Origin of the sequence: Nocardiopsis sp. N85, assembly GCF_028882275.1 — a bacterium.
In the GTDB taxonomy this organism is placed as follows: Bacteria; Actinomycetota; Actinomycetes; order Streptosporangiales; family Streptosporangiaceae; genus Nocardiopsis; species Nocardiopsis lambiniae.
In genome coordinates this window covers 58764-75355 of sequence record NZ_JARBUT010000008.1, presented here as the reverse complement: position 1 = coordinate 75355, position 16592 = coordinate 58764, and the positions used below count along the sequence as shown (strand labels likewise).

Annotated in this window: 15 protein-coding genes and 3 tRNA genes; 17 read left to right on the top strand and 1 reads right to left on the bottom strand. The window is 71.7% G+C overall.

Annotated features, from left to right (window positions below; translation table 11 throughout):
* Window positions 1–842 precede the first annotated feature (842 nt).
* Window positions 843–1271, top strand: a complete 429-nt coding sequence (locus tag PWG71_RS13300; protein WP_274810003.1) for a tyrosine-type recombinase/integrase — start codon at window positions 843–845, stop codon at window positions 1269–1271.
* Window positions 1272–1307: 36 nt separating this feature from the next.
* Here PWG71_RS13300 and PWG71_RS13295 read toward each other — a convergent pair whose 3' ends face one another.
* The gene (locus tag PWG71_RS13295) at window positions 1308–1805 is read right to left on the bottom strand and encodes a YajQ family cyclic di-GMP-binding protein (RefSeq protein WP_274810002.1); all 498 of its coding nucleotides are present in this window, start codon (window positions 1803–1805) and stop codon (window positions 1308–1310) included.
* Window positions 1806–2040: 235 nt separating this feature from the next.
* On the opposite strand from PWG71_RS13295, the gene PWG71_RS13290 reads away from it, so the two are divergent.
* The 16 genes from PWG71_RS13290 (at window position 2041) to PWG71_RS13215 (ending at window position 16557) form a co-directional block, all read left to right on the top strand.
* Window positions 2041–2122: transfer RNA gene (locus PWG71_RS13290), tRNA-Tyr, on the top strand.
* A gap of 420 nt (window positions 2123–2542) precedes the next feature.
* Window positions 2543–2788, top strand: a complete 246-nt coding sequence (locus tag PWG71_RS13285) for a hypothetical protein (RefSeq protein ID WP_220563428.1) — start codon at window positions 2543–2545, stop codon at window positions 2786–2788.
* A gap of 56 nt (window positions 2789–2844) precedes the next feature.
* Entirely contained in the window at window positions 2845–3096 is a 252-nt protein-coding gene (locus PWG71_RS13280) for a hypothetical protein (protein WP_274810001.1), read from the top strand.
* Window positions 3097–3107: 11 nt separating this feature from the next.
* Entirely contained in the window at window positions 3108–3356 is a 249-nt protein-coding gene (locus tag PWG71_RS13275; RefSeq protein ID WP_274810000.1) for a hypothetical protein, read from the top strand.
* Between the two features lie 10 nt (window positions 3357–3366).
* The gene (locus PWG71_RS13270; protein WP_274809999.1) at window positions 3367–3651 is read left to right on the top strand and encodes a hypothetical protein; all 285 of its coding nucleotides are present in this window, start codon (window positions 3367–3369) and stop codon (window positions 3649–3651) included.
* Between the two features lie 127 nt (window positions 3652–3778).
* The gene (locus PWG71_RS13265; protein ID WP_274809998.1) at window positions 3779–4285 is read left to right on the top strand and encodes a hypothetical protein; all 507 of its coding nucleotides are present in this window, start codon (window positions 3779–3781) and stop codon (window positions 4283–4285) included.
* A 157-nt stretch (window positions 4286–4442) separates the two neighbouring features.
* Entirely contained in the window at window positions 4443–5558 is a 1116-nt protein-coding gene (locus PWG71_RS13260) for a DUF2397 family protein (RefSeq protein ID WP_274809997.1), read from the top strand.
* The gene (locus PWG71_RS13255; RefSeq protein ID WP_274810171.1) at window positions 5558–6916 is read left to right on the top strand and encodes a TIGR02678 family protein; all 1359 of its coding nucleotides are present in this window, start codon (window positions 5558–5560) and stop codon (window positions 6914–6916) included. Before PWG71_RS13260 ends, PWG71_RS13255 begins: the two co-directional genes overlap by 1 nt.
* Window positions 6882–11405: a TIGR02680 family protein gene (locus PWG71_RS13250; protein ID WP_274809996.1), complete on the top strand. Its 4524-nt coding sequence runs from the start codon at window positions 6882–6884 to the stop codon at window positions 11403–11405. The genes PWG71_RS13255 and PWG71_RS13250 overlap by 35 nt, the downstream gene beginning before the upstream one ends.
* 109 nt (window positions 11406–11514) lie before the next feature.
* A complete protein-coding gene (locus PWG71_RS13245) occupies window positions 11515–13608 on the top strand; it encodes an AAA family ATPase (RefSeq protein ID WP_446725020.1) in 2094 nt (697 codons plus the stop codon).
* 249 nt (window positions 13609–13857) lie between these two features.
* Window positions 13858–13933, top strand: a tRNA-Thr gene (locus tag PWG71_RS13240).
* 99 nt (window positions 13934–14032) lie between these two features.
* Window positions 14033–14108: transfer RNA gene (locus PWG71_RS13235), tRNA-Met, on the top strand.
* 121 nt (window positions 14109–14229) lie between these two features.
* Window positions 14230–14394, top strand: coding sequence for a 50S ribosomal protein L33 (gene rpmG, locus PWG71_RS13230; protein ID WP_013156089.1), 165 nt, complete (start codon window positions 14230–14232; stop codon window positions 14392–14394).
* 133 nt (window positions 14395–14527) lie between these two features.
* Complete coding sequence (locus tag PWG71_RS13225; RefSeq protein WP_274810169.1) at window positions 14528–14971, top strand: MaoC family dehydratase N-terminal domain-containing protein; 444 nt, start codon at window positions 14528–14530, stop codon at window positions 14969–14971.
* Window positions 14972–15006: 35 nt separating this feature from the next.
* On the top strand, window positions 15007–15435 hold the full coding sequence (locus tag PWG71_RS13220) for a MaoC family dehydratase (protein WP_274809995.1): 429 nt from the start codon (window positions 15007–15009) through the stop codon (window positions 15433–15435).
* A gap of 27 nt (window positions 15436–15462) precedes the next feature.
* On the top strand, window positions 15463–16557 hold the full coding sequence (locus PWG71_RS13215; protein WP_274809994.1) for a UDP-N-acetylmuramate dehydrogenase: 1095 nt from the start codon (window positions 15463–15465) through the stop codon (window positions 16555–16557).
* Window positions 16558–16592: the final 35 nt, after the last annotated feature.

The following is a 16592-nucleotide window of genomic DNA, read 5'->3' as shown; positions in this document are numbered from 1 at the left end:
GCAGCGCAAGGCATCAGGCGTTTCCATGCCCTACGGGCTTTGTAGGCCTGCCGGACCCGCGTCGTTGTACTACGCATCACTTACTACTGAGTTTCCATGCCCTACGGGCTTTGTAGGCCTGCCGGACCCTTCCCGATTTTCATCGGGCCTGACCTGCGACGATGCACTCCGTCTGCACGCAACACCCCTTCCAGGCCCCCGGAAGCATGTGACCGGGTGCACATTTCCCGACCGTGAGGCTGTGGCCAGCGCAAACACCTTGCACGCGCGGGCCGGTTTCCGCACCCGAACCAGATTCGGTGTACACGCCCCAACCCATCACGGGCCATTCCCAGTCTGCCACGAGCACCCCCATCACCGCCTCCCGCTTCTCTGCCTTTCGCGCCTGCCCGAACCCCTGGACTCCTCGCCCTGCCCGTGGTGCTCCGATCGCCGTTCCGGCCCGGTTCGCCTGGAAGCCCGTTCCCGGCCCTGTCCCTGGTGATCGGTCTCCACCCCCACTTCCTGGATCCCCGAGTCCCCGCCGGAGGCACCCCCACCACCCACTCGCACCCAACCGCAAACCCCGGCCCCCGGCTGCCCCGGCGCGAAGGGACGGGCTTGAGGAAGTAAGGAAACCTTCAACAGGTCAGACGACCGGAAGTCGATAGGTCGGCTCGTAGCGGTCTCCGGGGAGGAGAGATCTTCGGCCTCGAACTCGATGCCATCGACTTCGAGCGCCGGGAGATCGACGTGCGGCGACAACTCATCGCCGTGACCGGCGGAAAGCCCTTTCTGGGGCCTTCCAAGACGCAGACCTCTGCTCGGACGGTCCGAACCTGCCCGAGGTAACTGCGGAAGCCTTGAAACGGCATCTGGAGCGCTTCGCGCCCGTGGAAATCGAGATTGAGGACGAGACGGACCCAGGCAAACCCCGCCGCCGCAAGGCGAAGCCGGTCTTCCTCTGGGGCGGGGCCACGGGCAGCGGCCTCGCAGACCTGGCACCGATCCATCGCGCCGACCGGTCTCATGCCCGGTCTCCTGCCGTCCGTGCGGTCGGCATCCCGAAGGGTGTCGGACTCCACTGCCCGCGGCACTACTTCGCGACCCTGCTCATCCACGAAGGTGCCTCGGTCAAGACGGTGCAGATGGCCTTGGGGCACTCCACGCCGACCGTGACGCTCAACACCTACGTGGGGGAGTGGCCCGAAGCCCAAGACCGAACACGTGCCCTCGTGGACAACGCGCTCGGTCTTGTGCCCCGGATGTGCCCTCCGCTGGACGCCGCCTAGCTTTCTGGCAGGTCACAGTGGTGAACCTTCGTGGTTTCAGCGGTAGTTGACGAACTGGAGGGCCAGGTCGAAGTCCTTCTCCTTGATCAGGTTCTGGACCGACTGGAGGTCGTCCTTCTTCTTGGAGCTGACGCGCAGCTCGTCGCCCTGGATCTGCGCCTTGACGCCCTTGGGGCCCTCGTCGCGGATCAGCTTGGAGATCTTCTTGGCGTCATCGGAGGTGATGCCCTCCTTGAGGCCGATGGGCAGGCGGTACTCCTTGCCGGAGATCTTGGGCTCGTCGGCGGCGTCGAGGATCTTCAGGGAGAGCTTGCGCTTGATCAGCTTCTCCTTGAAGACTTCGAGGGCGGCGAGCGCGCGCTCCTCGGAGCTGCTGCGGATCTCGATGCCCTCCTCGCCCTGCCAGGCGATGGTGGTCCCGGTGCCCTTGAAGTCGAAGCGCTGGGAGAGCTCCTTGCCCGTCTGGTTCAGGGCGTTGTCGACCTCTTGACGGTCGAGCTTGGACACCACGTCGAAACTGGATTCGGCGGCCACGTTCTCTCACACCCCGTAGTTGGGTCGGTCATCGGGGCGGGCCTCCTCGGAGCGCCCGCGCGGTCGGTCGGGCCCGGCCGCGCGCGGCGCGGGCACGGTCCCAGAGCTTAGTGGGACCCTGCTCAGGGTGTCCGAAGGGCGGCCGGGGGCGCGCCCGCGAAACCGATTTCAGGTTCGGGGGGTTCATCCGCTATTCTCGTTCATGCGACACGGGGAACCCCGAAGTCGCAGCCCAGGCAGGTTGCCCGAGCGGCCAATGGGAGCGGACTGTAAATCCGTCGGCTTAGCCTTCGAAGGTTCGAATCCTTCACCTGCCACCCTGGGAACGAGGCCCCGACACCATCAGGTGTCGGGGCCTCGTCGTGTTTCCCGAGAGATACCGGCCTCCGAACATGGTGCCGAGACCCAGGTCACACGACGGCTTCGGAACGCGGACGAATCGGGCGTTGTGGCCCAAGTGTCGGGCGGGTCCGGGATTCGGACCATCGCGAGTCCATAGCGCTGCGGACACGGTGGGGTAACAGCTCTTCGCCCATGTGTCGGAAAAGACGCGAAAAAAAGGATTCGACGGACCGGCAAAAAGAATTCTCCCGACAAAATGGACAATCGAACTCCGCGGGTTTCGGCGTTGACAAAAAACAAAGGGCGGATGATGATTGCCTCAGTCCACCGCGACACAGGTGCAAGAGCGCCTGCGTCTTTTTCTGTCAACACCTCGAAGATTTCCGGGGGAAGTCATGATCAAGAAGATGGCCGCTGCTGGCCTGGTCGCCGGTGCCGCGATGGGCGCGCTGCTCCTCGGAGCTCCCGCACACGCTTCGCACGGCGGTGACCAGCAGTTCAACCAGAACCTGCAGCTGGTGCCGATTCAGTCCTGCAACCTGACCGGCAGCGTCGGCCTGGTCGCCGTCACCGTGCCGATCCTGTCGCCGCAGACCACCGGCGACTGCGTGAACGGGCCCATCGGCACCAACATCAGCTAGTTCCGGCAATTAGTCCGACTGCGACGATTTCTCAAACTTTCTCGAAAGGTAATTCAATGCTGCGTAAGCTCGGCGTTGCCGGTCTCATCGCGGGTGCCGCTCTCGGCGCCGTTCTCTCCGCCACCCCGGCCTCCGCCTCCCACTCCCACGGTGGCGACCAGCAGTACAACCAGAACCTTCAGGCCATTCCGGTCCAGCTGTGCAACACCAGCGCCGCCGTGGGCCTGGTCGCCGTCAACGTGCCGATCCTGTCGCCGCAGACCACCGGCGACTGCGTCAACGGCCCGATCAGCACCAACATCAGCTAGGAGATCTCGACATGCTGCGTAAGTTCGCCACCGCCACCGCCATCGCCGGGATCGCCCTGGGCGCCGTTCTGGCCGCGTCTCCGGCCTCCGCCTCGCACGGCGGTGACCAGCAGTACAACCAGAACCTCCAGCTGGTTCCGATCCAGCTGTGCAACACCGAGCTGGCCGTCGGTCTCCTGGCCGGCGTCAACGTGCCGATCCTGTCGCCGCAGACCACCGGCGACTGCGTCAACGGCCCGATCAGCACCAACATCGACTAGGAGCCACCACATGCTGCGCAAGCTCTCGATCGCGGGTGCTGTCGCCGGTATCGCCCTGGGTGCGGTCCTGGCCGCGTCTCCGGCCTCCGCCTCGCACGGCGGTGACCAGCAGTTCAACCAGAACCTGCAGTTGGTTCCGATCCAGCTGTGCAACACCGAGCTGGCCGTCGGTCTGATCGGGGCGAACGTGCCGATCCTGTCGCCGCAGACCACCGGTGACTGCGTCAACGGTCCGGTGGGCACCAACGTGGACCACGATCGCCGTGGCCACCACGACCACCCCGGCTACCACTAGTCACCACCCTGTGGTGACGACGGGGTCCTTCCGGCCCCGTTGACGGAAAAGAGCGGTTCCCAGAGGCCCCTCGGTGCACACCGGGGGGCCTCGTCGCGGATCCGGAACCCACGCTGGAGGCAAAGGAATGCAGCGCATCGCCCTGACCGGGGTCGGCGCGGCCGCCCTGTTGGCGGTCATCGGGTGCGGAGGCGAAGAGCCGGAAGGGGGCGGGGCCCTCCCGGAGGAGGAGACCGCCCCACAGGCCGAGGAGACGAGCCCCACCACGACCACCGGCGACGCCGAGGTGTACGTCCTCAACCGGTACGGCGACGAGAACGGGTTCGACGACCGGCGCCCCACCGAGTACGTCGCCACGGAGTTCACGACCTTCAGCGACATGGAATGGCGGGAGTGGTCGGACGAGCGGGCCCGGGGCGAGGGGGGCCTCCTCGGCACCTGGTGCATGGACCAGGAGTGCCAGAACGACCCCTACGACGTGGAGGTCGAACTCGGCGACCCGGTCGAGGCCGACGGGACCCGCTACTTCTCCACCTACACGATCACCGGGTACGACGACGACATGACCGACGAGGTCCGGCGGGCGCTGGAGGGCGCCGACGACGGCCGACTCGAACATCCGGCGGCGCGGTGACCGGGACCACCCGGATCGGGGCTCCCGCGAGAATCGTGCCAAAGTTCCTGAAACAGTTGTCATCGCTGTTCAGACATGGTGGTACGGGGTCCCGAGCAGGGGTCGGAAGGGCGGAATCCGACGTGCCGTGTCCCTGAGGTCTCTACCCTGCTGAGGTGTGGGACTCAACCAATGGGCGGATGACCGCGCGGACGATGAACGAAGCGATGGCGACCGATCGGCGCCACGCCACGGCCGCGCAGCCCTGCTGCGCCTGGCCTCGTGGTTCGAGGAGGCGGGGCAGGAACGCGCCGACGCCCTGGCCGGCGCGGCCTACGCCCTGTACCCGGCCCGTCACCTGAAGGGGCGGGTCGACGACGGCGTCGCCGCCACCACGGCGTGGTGGCAGGCCGAACCCGACCGCAGCACGGTCATCGAGCGCCCGGGGACCCGACCGCCCGAACCCGTCCGCGACCACCGCGCCCAGCAGTCCCGGTTGCGCGACGCCGCCGAGTCCTCCGCGCACTGGCGCCGCACCGGCGCCGCCCAGGTCCGCGCTCTGCTGTCGCGTCCCACGGGGCCGCGCGCCCACCTGGACCTGTCCGGTGCGGGCATGGAGGTGCTCATGGAGCTCCTCACCGCGGCACTCGGCTCCGGTGACGCCGGTCGCCGGCCCACCTCCGCCGGCGACCTGGAGTTCTCCCTGCGCCTGCACGTGGTCTCCGCGCCGGGGTCCGAGGTGGTGATCCAGGGCGAGGGCGGCGAACTCACCCTCGAAGGCCTGTGCCTCTGTGTCACCCCCTACGAACAGCACGGACTCGACCCCTCGCTCTTCGCCCCGAAGTCCGGAACCGCCCCGTCGGCCTCGTCCGGAACCCCGGCAGCCCCGGAGCCCGCCGTCCCCCCCGCCCCCGCCGTCCCACCCGCGCCCTCCGAGGCTCCGGAGGAGGACGCTTCAGCGCCTTCCGCCGCACCGGAGGTGGACGCCCCGGCGCCCTCCGCCGTCTCCGCGACCGCGGCGCGGGGGTCCGGGCCGACGGCACCGGACGCGGCACCGGACGCGAGGCCTGCGGAGGAACCCCCCTCGGACACACGGGCCCGGCCCGGGGAGCAGGCCCCGCCGCCCTCGTCACCGGCCCCGCCGCCCGGTGCGCCGGTCGTCGACCCGCCGACCCCGCCGGTCCCCGTCGCCGAGGACGAGGACGACACCACAGACGACACCGATCCGGACACCCGGACCACCGGCCCGATCGACCTCGGTCGGGACCGGCCGTGGACCCGGACATGGGGGTGATGGAGACGGACATCCACAGCGAGGACACCGCGCTCATCGGCGAACGCCAGGCCGCCGCGCGCGCCCTCATGGCACGCCCGCTCCTGACCGAGCGCGCCCATTCCGCCGAGTTCTCCCTCGTGCGCTCCCACGCGGAGTGGCTCGCCCAGCGCTTCCATCGGGTGCTGGGTTACCGGCTCACCGTCGCCGACGACCACGCCCGACTGGTCAAACGCGGCCCCGGCGCCCCCGCGCCGTTGGCACGGAGCACCGGCGCGCCCTTCACCCCGCGCACCCACACGTACCTCGCCCTGGTCCTGGCGGTACTGGTCGAGGACACCGGCCCCATCGGCGTCCGGGCCCTGGCCGTCCGGCTCCGCGAGGCGGCCCGCGAGGCCGGCATCGACGCCGACCCCGGCCGTGGCCTGGGCGAACGCCGCGCCTACTGCGCCGCCCTGGAGCTGCTGGTCGAACTGGGGGCCCTCGCCGAGACCGAGGGTTCCATCGGTGACCACCGCGCCGACGCCACCGCCGACGCGCGTCTGCTCCCGCACACGCGCGTCGCGCGCTCGGTCGCCGTCCACCTGCCCCGCGCCGGCGACGACCCCGACTCCTTCCTCGCGGCGGCCTCCGTGAGCGACCCCGACGGCGACAACCAGGGCGAGCTCCTCCTGCGTCGGCTGCTGGCCGAGACCGCCGTCGTCTACCGCGAGGACCTCCCCGACCGTCAGCGCGACCGGCTGTCCGCCCATCAGTGGCGGGCCGCGGCGGCACTGTCCAACCTCCTCGGCTGCGACGTCGAGGTCCGGGCCGAGGGCGTCGCGCTCATCCTGCCCGACGAGGTCGTCGCGGGCCTGCCCTCCGACGACCCCGTCGGCCAAGTCGCGCTGTCCCTGATCCGGCACCTCTCCGGCCGCCTGCACCCCGGTCGCCCCGTCACCTCCGTCACGGTCCCCGACCGGGAACTGGACGCCGCGCTGGAGGCCTTCTGCGGGGCGGACGCCCCCGAACGCGCGGAATGGGCCCGCACCGCGGGACCCGAGATCCCCGACCCCGAGCGACTCCGCGGACGGGCGCTGACCCTGCTGGCCGACCTCGGCCTGCTCCGCGGCGGCCCCGGGCGGTGGCGGCTCACCGCCGCGGCCGCCCGCTACGGGGCCGAGGCGGACGATCGCGTCCCCCGAATCCAGGACAATGACCATGACAGCCGGACACAACCCTCCCGAACGAGCGGTTCCGGTCAGGAAGACGGCACCCCCGAATCCCCCATCGACCCTCGGGGCGACCTGAATCGGGTGGCGTCCGTGCTGCAAGCGGTGGCGAACGAGAAGGTGAGCGCGACCAGTGGTGACCCAGGAGACCGGAACGGCGACGGCTGAGCCCCGCTACCGCCTCGAACGGGCGGGCATCCGCAACGTCTGGCAGTACGACGACCACGTCCTCGAATTCGCCGAGGGCCGGCTGCTGCTGCGCGGCCGCAACGGCGCCGGCAAGTCCAAGGCGCTGGAGATGCTCCTGCCCTTCCTGCTGGACGGCGACACCCGCCGCCTGGACACCACCGGCACCAACCGCACCAGCCTGCGCTGGCTCATGTCCGAGGACCCCCGTGCCGGACGTGCCCCCGTACCCGAGGAGGCCGGCCCCGACCTGCTGGGCGGCCCCGAGGAACCCCGGGACGAACCGAACGCGGAGTCCGACGACGACACCGCCCCGGCGATCCGCCTGGGCTACCTGTGGGTCGAGTTCACCACCGCCCGCGGCGATCGCGGCCTGGACGCCGCGGCCCGCGGCGCCACCACCGCCTCCGCCCTGCTGGCCGCCGTGGCCGGCGTCGACCGCGACCGCGACGACACCGCCCGCCACCTGACCCTGGGCGCCGCCGTCATGGCCGTCGGCGACGCCGACCCGCGCTGCGTGTTCTTCGTCACCGAACGCCGCGTCGGCCACGACCTCGACCTCGTCGTCGACGGTCGCCCCAAGCCCGTCGACCGACTGCGCTCGGAGATCGGCGCCGACAACTGCTACACCTCGCCCGTCCCCTACCGGGCCCGGGTCATGCGCGACCTGTTCGGCATCGACGACTCCGTCCGCTACCGCAATCTCATCCACCTGCTCTACCGGTTGCGCCGCCCCACCATCGGCGACCGCCTGGAGGCCGGTGAACTCGTCGGCGTCCTCTCCGAGGCGCTGCCCCCCATGGACGAGTCCGTCCTGGACGAGGTCGCCCGCAACATCGCCGACCTCGAACAGGCCCGCACCGACAAGGACTCCCTCACCGAGGCGGGCGACGGGGTCACGGCCTTCCTCGCCGATTACCGCGCCTACCTGGTGGGCGCCCTGCGCGAACGGGTCGCCGAGGTCCGCGAACAGCTCGACGGCTGCGCCCGCCGCACGGTCGAGACCGACCGGCTGCGCGCCGAACTCGACGGCCTCATCACCACCGAGAGCCGCATCGCCGAGGAACGCGACCAGGCCCGCCGCACCCGCGACACCGCCACCGCCGACGAAGGCACCCTCAGCGCCGCCCAGGGCGCCGCCGCCACGGCCACCGCCGGCGAGCGCCGCGCCTACGACGCCGCCGTCGGCGCCTACATCCGGGCCGCCGAGGCCTCCTGGGTCGCCGCAGAACACGCCGAACGCGTCGAACGCCACGCCATCGGGCTGCTCGGGGACGACACCTCCGTCATCGAACGAGCCCTCGACGTCCTGCGCCAGACCCACGCCGAGGCCGTCCGCGCCGCCACCGCCTCGGGGCTGGACCCCGAGATCATCGGTGTCGTCCCCGACACCACCACGATCGTCCACACCCCCCGCGAGAGCAGCACCCGCGTCGACATCCAGGGCCTGGAACAGGCGGTCGAGCGCGACCCCGTCGAGGGCATCGACCTCGACGCGCTGCGCGAACACCTGGGCCGGCTGCACGACCACCTCACCGACACCGCCGAACGGGCCACCGAACGCGCCGACCAGGCGGCCCACCTCACCGGCCTCACCGCCGCCGAGGCCGCCGCCGACCGCCGCCTGGTCGCCCTCACCAGCGAGGCCGAGAGCGCCGACTCCGTCCTCGAACGCGCCCACGACCGCGAGCAGGAGGCCATCGCCGCCCTGCGCGCGCGGAGCGCCGACTACGCCGACGGCGTCCGGGCCTGGGCGGCCCGCCTGCGCGACTCCAGCCACGCCCACGCCCTGGGCGACGCCATCCACGAACTGGAGGGCAGTGTCGAACTGCCCATCACCGACGCCCTGCGCGTCCTCGACATCACGGTCCCCGCCACCGTCGCCCACCTGGCCCACGCCGCCGTCGACCCGCTCCTGGAGGAGCTGCGGGCCCGTCGCGACGTCGCCGTCGGCGAAGAGGGACAGCTCGCCGAAGAACTCGCCGAACTGGCCGACCGGCGCGCCCGCGGCACCGAACACGCCCCCGAACGCCCGGCCTGGGCCGCCTACCCCCGCCCGGCCGCCGACGGCGTCCCCTTCCACCTCGCCGTCGACTTCGCCGAGGGCCTCTCCACCCGTGAACAGGCGGGACTGGAGGCGGCCTTGGAGGCCGCCGGCCTCCTCTCCGGGTGGATCCGCGCGGACGGCACCCTCTACGACCCGGCCACCCGGGACCTCATGCTCACCCCGGCCCGCCCGGCCAAGGGCCGCACCCTCCTCGACGTGCTCGTCCCCGTCGTCATCCCGGACCGGGGCGTGGGACACGAATCCCTGCGCGCCCTGCTGGCCTCCATCGCCCTGCTCCCCGAACCCGGAACCGCCGGTGTCGGCGGGGCGGAGGGCGGCGAGGCCAAGCACCGCCGCGACGACTCCGTCGCCACCGTCAGCGCCATGTCCACGTTCGGGGCCTGGCGGCTCGGCGTCGCCTCCGGCGCGCACTTCAAGGACGAACCCGAGTACATCGGCGAGGCCGCCCGCAAACGCGCCCGGGACCGCCAGTCCGCCAACACCGACCGGCGCATCGCCGTCGCCGAGGCGCTCCTCGCCGAGGCGGGGGAGCGGCGCTGGGGCCTGGAGCACTCCTACGCGGAGCTCCTGGAGGTCTCCCGGGACCTGCCCGACCCCTCACAGCTCATCCGCGCCTGGGCGGTCCTGGACATCGCCCGCGCCGCCACCGCCGCCGCCCGCCGCGCCCACGACACCGCGGCCGGCGCCGCCGACGCCGCCCGCACCGAACTCCTCGACATCCGGGCCCGGCTGCGTTCGGCCGCCGCCGAGCACGGCCTGTCCACCCTCCGCGCCGACCTCGACAGCGCCCTGCGCGCCCTCGACCACCTGCGCGTCCTCGTCACCTCCGGCCTGCGCGACCTGGAGATCCTGGCCTGGTCCCTCGCCGACCACGAACGCCACATCGACTCCTGGCACCGGGCCCGCGCCGATCGCGTCCTCGCCGAGGACGTGCGCGCCGCGGCCATCGACGACATGATCACGGTGCGCCGCCAGATCGAACTCGGCGACCGCGCCAAGGGCGTCCCCGACGAGCAGCTCGACGCCGCCCGGGCCCAGGTCCGCGAACGCGCCGAGGCAGCCGCCCGCCGCCTGCCCGAGCTCGAACGGGCCGCCCAGCGCGCCCGCGACGAATGGGTCGGCGCCGAGGCCCGCCTGGACGTGGCCACCGTCGAACGCTCCGAGCAGATCCGCCGGACCCTGACCGCGGGGGACCGCCTCGTCGCCGCGCTCTCCCTGCCCGGCGAGGGCGAGGAGCCCGGCCGCCCCGACGCCGTCCTGCTGGGCGCCGCCGGCCTGGCCTCCCGCGCCGCCGCCGACGCACCCCTGGCCGCGCACCTGGCCGCCCGCCCCGGCCCCTCCGTCGACCCCGCCGCCACCGCGCCCGACGCCCGCCTGGCGCTCCTGGACGCCTGCGTCAGCGACCTGGAGGAAGGGCTCGCCGAACAGGGCGAGGTCCCCGAGGTCGACGACAGCGCCATCCTGGGCAGCCGCGAGGAACTCCACCGCCTCCTCACCTCCGTCGGCTGGGCCCAGACCCGCACCGAGCTCACCGAGCCGCGCGGCCTCAAACGCCTCACCGTGCACGACGAGGAGGACGCCTACGACGTCACGGCCTACGCCGAGCGCATCGCGGCCTCCGTCTCCCGGGCCGCCGAGACCGTCGCCATCGCCGAGGAGGAGGCCTTCGAGCGCCACCTGCTCGGCGAACTGGCCGGCCACCTGGCCCACCAGATCGACGAGGCGCGCGCCCTCATCGAGACCATGAACGACGTGCTCAAGGACGTCACCACCTCCGCGGGCCTGGGCGTGCGCCTGGACTGGCGACTGGCCCCCGACGCCGGAGCCGACATCGAGGCGGTCGTCCCGCTCCTGGCCACCCCCGCCGAGGAGCGCACCCGCGTCCAGACCACCCGACTGCGCGACGCCCTGCGCCGGTGCATCGAGGCGATCCGACGCCTGGACCCCACCGCCACCGGCGGCGCCCAGCTGCGCGCCGCGCTCGACTACCGCTCCTGGTTCACGTTCACCGTCTATGTGACCGACGCCACGGGGGCCGAGCGTCGCCTCGGTCACCGCACCGCCCTCAGTCAGGGCGAGCAGCGCGTCGTGGCCTACCTGGTGCTGTTCGCCGCGGCCGCCGCCCACTTCGACGCCCTCGCGGCCCGCGCGCCGTGGGCGCCGCGCCTCATCCTCCTCGACGACGCCTTCGCCAAGGTGGACGAGCCCACGCACGGCCGCCTGCTCGGCCTCCTCGTCGAACTCGACCTCGACTTCGTCCTCACCTCCGAGCGGGTGTGGGGCTGCTTCGCGAGCGTGCCCAGCCTCAACATCTACGAGTGCCTGCGCGACCCCAACGTCCCGGGCATCGCCACCCTGCACTTCACCTGGGACGGGAGCAGACGCCGCCTCATCGGCGTCTGACCCCCGCCCTGAGGCGGGGTCCGGGCGGGAGAACCGACCTTTACGGGCGGTTCTCATGCGGGCTGTCCTAGTCTGCTTGTGCAGGAACGACGACAGATGGGGTACGACAATGACCCGGGTGCCCGAGGAGATCGAGATCGGCGACCACGCCGTGGCCGTCACCGGTGACGACCCCACCGCCACGGTCCTCCTGGACGCCCTGGCGCGGTCCGGACTGCCCAGGGGGACGCACTCCTGGGTCACCGCCGCACTGTGGGGCGACGAGGCGCTGGAGGCCCGCGCCGAGGGCCGGGAGATCCCCGATCCCCGGCCGACCGCCCCCGCGCCGCCCCCGCCGGGCCGGGTCCGGCGGGCCTACCTCACCCGCATCCGGGTCCAGGGTTTCCGGGGCATCGGCCGCCCCGCCGAACTGGTCTTCCCGTCCGGGCCGGGGCTCACCGTCATCGTCGGCCGCAACGGCTCGGGCAAGTCCAGCTTCGCCGAGGCAGCCGAGGCCGTCCTCACCGGACGCAACCCCCGATGGGACGCCATGCCCACGGGCTGGCGCGACGGATGGCGCAACCTGCACTACGACGAGAGCACCGAGGCGACCGTCGACATCCTCATCGCCGGCGACGAGGCGCCCACCCGGATCAGCCGCCGCTGGAACGGGGACAGCGTCCGTTCGGCGCGCGGCGAGATCATCCGCCCCGACGGCACCGTCACCCCCCTGCGCGCCCTCGACTGGGGCGAGGACCTGGTCCGGTACCGGCCGTTCCTGTCCTACGACGAGCTGGGCCGCACCGTCACCGGCCGTTCCGCGGAGCTGTACGACACGCTCACCTCCCTGTTGGGGCTCACCGGGCTGGCGGACGCCGAGCGCCGTCTCGCCCGCTTCTGCGACACCCTGGCCAAGCGCCGCGACCGACCCTCGCGGGAACTGCCCCGGCTCCTGGACTCGCTCCGCGCCTGCGACGACCCGCGCGCCGCCCGCGCCGTCGAACTCCTCACCGGCCCCGGGCTCGACCTGGAGGCGCTGCGCGGGTTGGCCGAGGACGACGGCCCCAGCGACCCCGCCCTGCACGTGGTGATGCGCCGCCTGCGCCGCCTCTCGCTACCCGAACGCGTCGTGATGAGCGACGTCGTCAACGAACTGCGCGGCGCGGCCATGGAACTGGCCATGGCCGCGGGCAGCAAGGGCGACCACGCCCACGGTGTGGTCCGCCTCCTGGAAGAGGCCATCGAACACCACGGACGCCATCCCACCGAGACCACCTGCCCCACCTGTGACACCCCGAGCGCCCTGGGGTCCGACTGGGTCCGGCGGGCCACCGCCCGTCTGCGCGCCCTGCGCCCCCAGGCGGCGGCCGCCTCCGCCGCCTACGAACGCGCCGAGGCCGCCCGCGACCAGGCCAGGTTCCTCCTGGCGCCCGCCCCCGGCTGGCTGCCGCCCGACAGCGAACTGGGAAGGGTGTGGTCCCTGTGGGAGTCCGGGGCCACCATCACCGACCTCGGAGAACTGGCCGAGCACATCGAGACCGTGGGCCGGAGCCTGCGCGCCGCCGCCGTCAGCGCCCGCCGCGAGGCCGGCGAGCGGCTGGAGGACCCCACCTCGGGATGGGCGGAGGAGGCCGAGCGGCTCGCCTCCTGGCTCGACGACGCCCAGGACGCCCTCGGCGCCCGGGACACCCTGGGCGAGGCCGAGGCGGCGCTCACGTGGTTGTCGGAGCAGGCCCGGATCCTCCGGGAGCAGCGCCTGGGCCCGGTGGCGGCCCAGGCCGAACAGGTGTGGTTCCGGCTGCGCCAGGAACGCCACATCGACCTTCAGGGCATGCGCCTCATCGGGCGCGGGGCCCGTCGCCGGGTCGAGGTCGACGTCACGGTGGACGGGGTCGGCGACCAGACCAGCGCCCCCGGTCTGCTCAGCCAGGGCGAGTTCCAGGCCCTGGCGCTGTCCATCTGTCTGCCGCGCACGTTGGTCGAGGGCAACCCGTTCGGCTTCCTGGTGCTGGACGATCCGGTCCAGGCCATGGACACCGAGACCGTCGAAGGGCTCTCCTCGGTCCTGGCGGAGGTGGGTCGGCACCGACAGTTGGTGGTGTTCACCCACGACACCCGGCTGCCCGACGCCCTGCGCCGACTCGGCCTGCCCGCCACCATCCGCACCATCAACCGGGACGCCATGTCCAACGTGTGGGTCTCCGACGGATCCGAGCGTGCCTGAGGGGGCGTCGCGCGTCACATTCGGCTTTTCCCCAGCCGCCCAAGGCCCCCTTCTCGGCCCTGGAACCCTTGCCCAACAGGGGTTTCGTGCTTGTCCGGGGTGGGGTGAGGGGGTGGTCGGGGGAGGCCCCGGCATTTGATTTGGCAGACCACCCCCCAACCCCTGTATAGTCATGACCAGCGCAAGGGGGAACGCCCCGGAGGGCCGGACCGCAAGGGTCGGAACGAAGGAGCGGGAACCGAGCAGCGCGCCCCTTTAGCTCAGTCGGCAGAGCGTCTCCATGGTAAGGAGAAGGTCTACGGTTCGATTCCGTAAAGGGGCTCCACCACTTGATGAGGTCCGGTCCACTCAGGTGGGTGGTCGGTGGATCCTCGCCGGCCTAAGGGGACGGATCCGAAGCTGCGGATCGTGTCCCTCTGATCGGGGCGGAGTAGCTCAGTCGGTAGAGCAAGCGGCTCATAATCGCTGTGTCGTCGGTTCAAGTCCGGCCTCCGCTACCACCCCGCTGACCCCTGGCGCGTGAGAACGATAACCAGGGGTCGTTGCGGGGACTTCGCGGTGTTCACTGTCAGGTGGGCATCGCACGACCAAGTCCGACTCCCACGAGAAAGGCACTCCGACGTGGCTGCCACCGACGTGAGGCCGAAGATCACCCTGGCCTGCCAGGAGTGCAATCACCGTAACTACATCACGCGCAAGAACCGTCGGAACACCCCCGACCGGCTCGCGATCAAGAAGTTCTGCCCGAACTGCCGCAAGCACAACGAGCACCGCGAGACCCGCTAGTCGAGTCTGCGTGAGCCGTTGCGGTCGATCGAGCCGCGCGTGAGGAGCAGGGCTTCTCATAGACTTCGAGCCCGGTGAGCTTTCCGCTCACCGGGCCGTTCGCGTCCCAGGGCACCGTCAGGAGAGAATGAGCGTGGCGATCAACCCCGACTACGTGGGCCGGGAGTACCGCGCCCCGGAGGTCTACGAGGTCACCAGGGTCAAGATCCGCGAGTTCGCGGAGGCCGTGGGCGATCCCGACCCCGTTCACATCGACCCCGTCTCGGCCAAGGCCGCCGGATACCCGGATGTGGTGGCACCGCCCACCTTCCCCGTCATCCTCGGCATGGCCGGCTCCGCCCAGGCCATCGCCGACCCCGAGCTCGGGGTGGACTTCTCCCGGGTGGTCCACGGCGATCAGGGCTTCCACTACAGCCGTCCCGTGGTCGCCGGCGACGTGCTCGACACCGTCACCCGCATCACCGATGTCAAGGCGCTGGGCGGCAACGAGCTGCTCACCCTGGAGACCGTCGCCACCGACGCCTCCGGAGAACACGTGGTCACGGCGGGCATGATGCTCGTCGTCCGCGGCGAGTAGAACGTCCGACCAACCCCAACGTGAGGAACGCGACCGTGAGCAACAGGCTGCGCCACGCCGACGTCGAGGTCGGCACCGAGATCCCCGAGCGGACCTTCACCGTCCGCCGCCTGGACCTGGTCCGCTACGCGGGCGCCTCGGGCGACTTCAATCCCATCCACTGGAACGAGCGATTCGCCAAGTCCGTCGGCCTGCCCGACGTGATCGCGCACGGCATGTTCACCATGGCGCAGGCGGGCCGCCTGATCACCGACTGGACCGGCGACCCCGGTGCCGTCGTCGACTACTCCGTGCGCTTCTCCGCGCCGGTCGTGGTCCCCGACGACGATGAGGGCACCGACATCGTCGTCGGCGGCACCGTCAAGAAGAAGCACGACGACGGCACGGTCACCGTGGCCCTCAGCGCCCGCTCCGGCGGAGCCAAGGTCCTGGCCCGCTCCACCGCCGTCGTCCGCCTGGCCTGAGGCCGCAGCAGCAGGAGGAACACCCCCGTGTCCGCACACCCCGAACCCACCGCCGTCCGGCTCGCCGAGCACACCACGCTGGGCCTGGGCGGCCCAGCCCGGTCCTACCGGCGGGCCGAGACCACCGAGGCGCTCATCGCCGCGGTGACCGAGGCCGACGCCGTGGGCGAACCGGTCCTCGTCCTGGGTGGCGGGAGCAACCTGGTGATCGCGGACGCGGGGTTCCCCGGGACCGTGGTGCACGTGGCCTCCACGGGGGTGTCCTTCGAGGAGACCGGCGAGACCGACCCGGCCACCGGCGAACCCGTCGTACTCCTGCGCGCGGAGGCGGGTGTGGAGTGGGACCCGCTCGTGGAGCGGGTCGTCGCCGAGGGCCTCAACGGCCTGGAGTTCCTCTCCGGCATCCCGGGACGGGTCGGCTCCACCCCGATCCAGAACGTCGGCGCCTACGGCCAGGACGTCTCCCAGACGGTGCGCGAGGTGCTGGTCCACGACCGGCGCACGGGGGAGCGGCGGGTGTTGGGCACCGCCGAATGCGGGTTCACCTACCGGGACAGCGTCTTCAAGGGCGACGACCGGTACGTGGTCTGCGAGGTCGTCTTCGCGCTGCGCCGGGGCAAGGCGAGCCGCCCGGTGGCCTACGCCGAGGTCGCCCGCACCCTCGGCGTCGAGGCGGGGGAACGGGTGCCGATGGAACGCGCCCGGGAGACGGTCCTGGCGCTGCGCCGGGGCAAGGGCATGGTCCTGGACCCCGGCGACCCCGACACCCGGAGCGCCGGCTCGTTCTTCACCAACCCCGTCGTCACCGCCGAGGTGTTCGAGGCGGTGCGCTCCCGGGCGACCGAACGCCTGGGCGCGGACGTGACCGTGCCGGGCCACCCCGACACCGACGGCAACGTCAAGCTGTCCGCGGCCTGGCTCATCGACCGCGCCGGTTTCACCAAGGGGTACGGCGACGGGCCCGCCCGCATCTCCGGCAAGCACGCCCTGGCCCTGACCAACCCCGGTGGTGCCACCACCGCCGACCTCCTCGATCTGGCCCGCGAGGTGCGCGCCGGCGTCGAGGCGGCCTTCGGGGTCCGTCTGGTCAACGAACCGGTGATGGTCGGCGTCTCGCTCTAGCCTCCGCGCGTTCTCCGGAATTCTCGCCGAAGAAA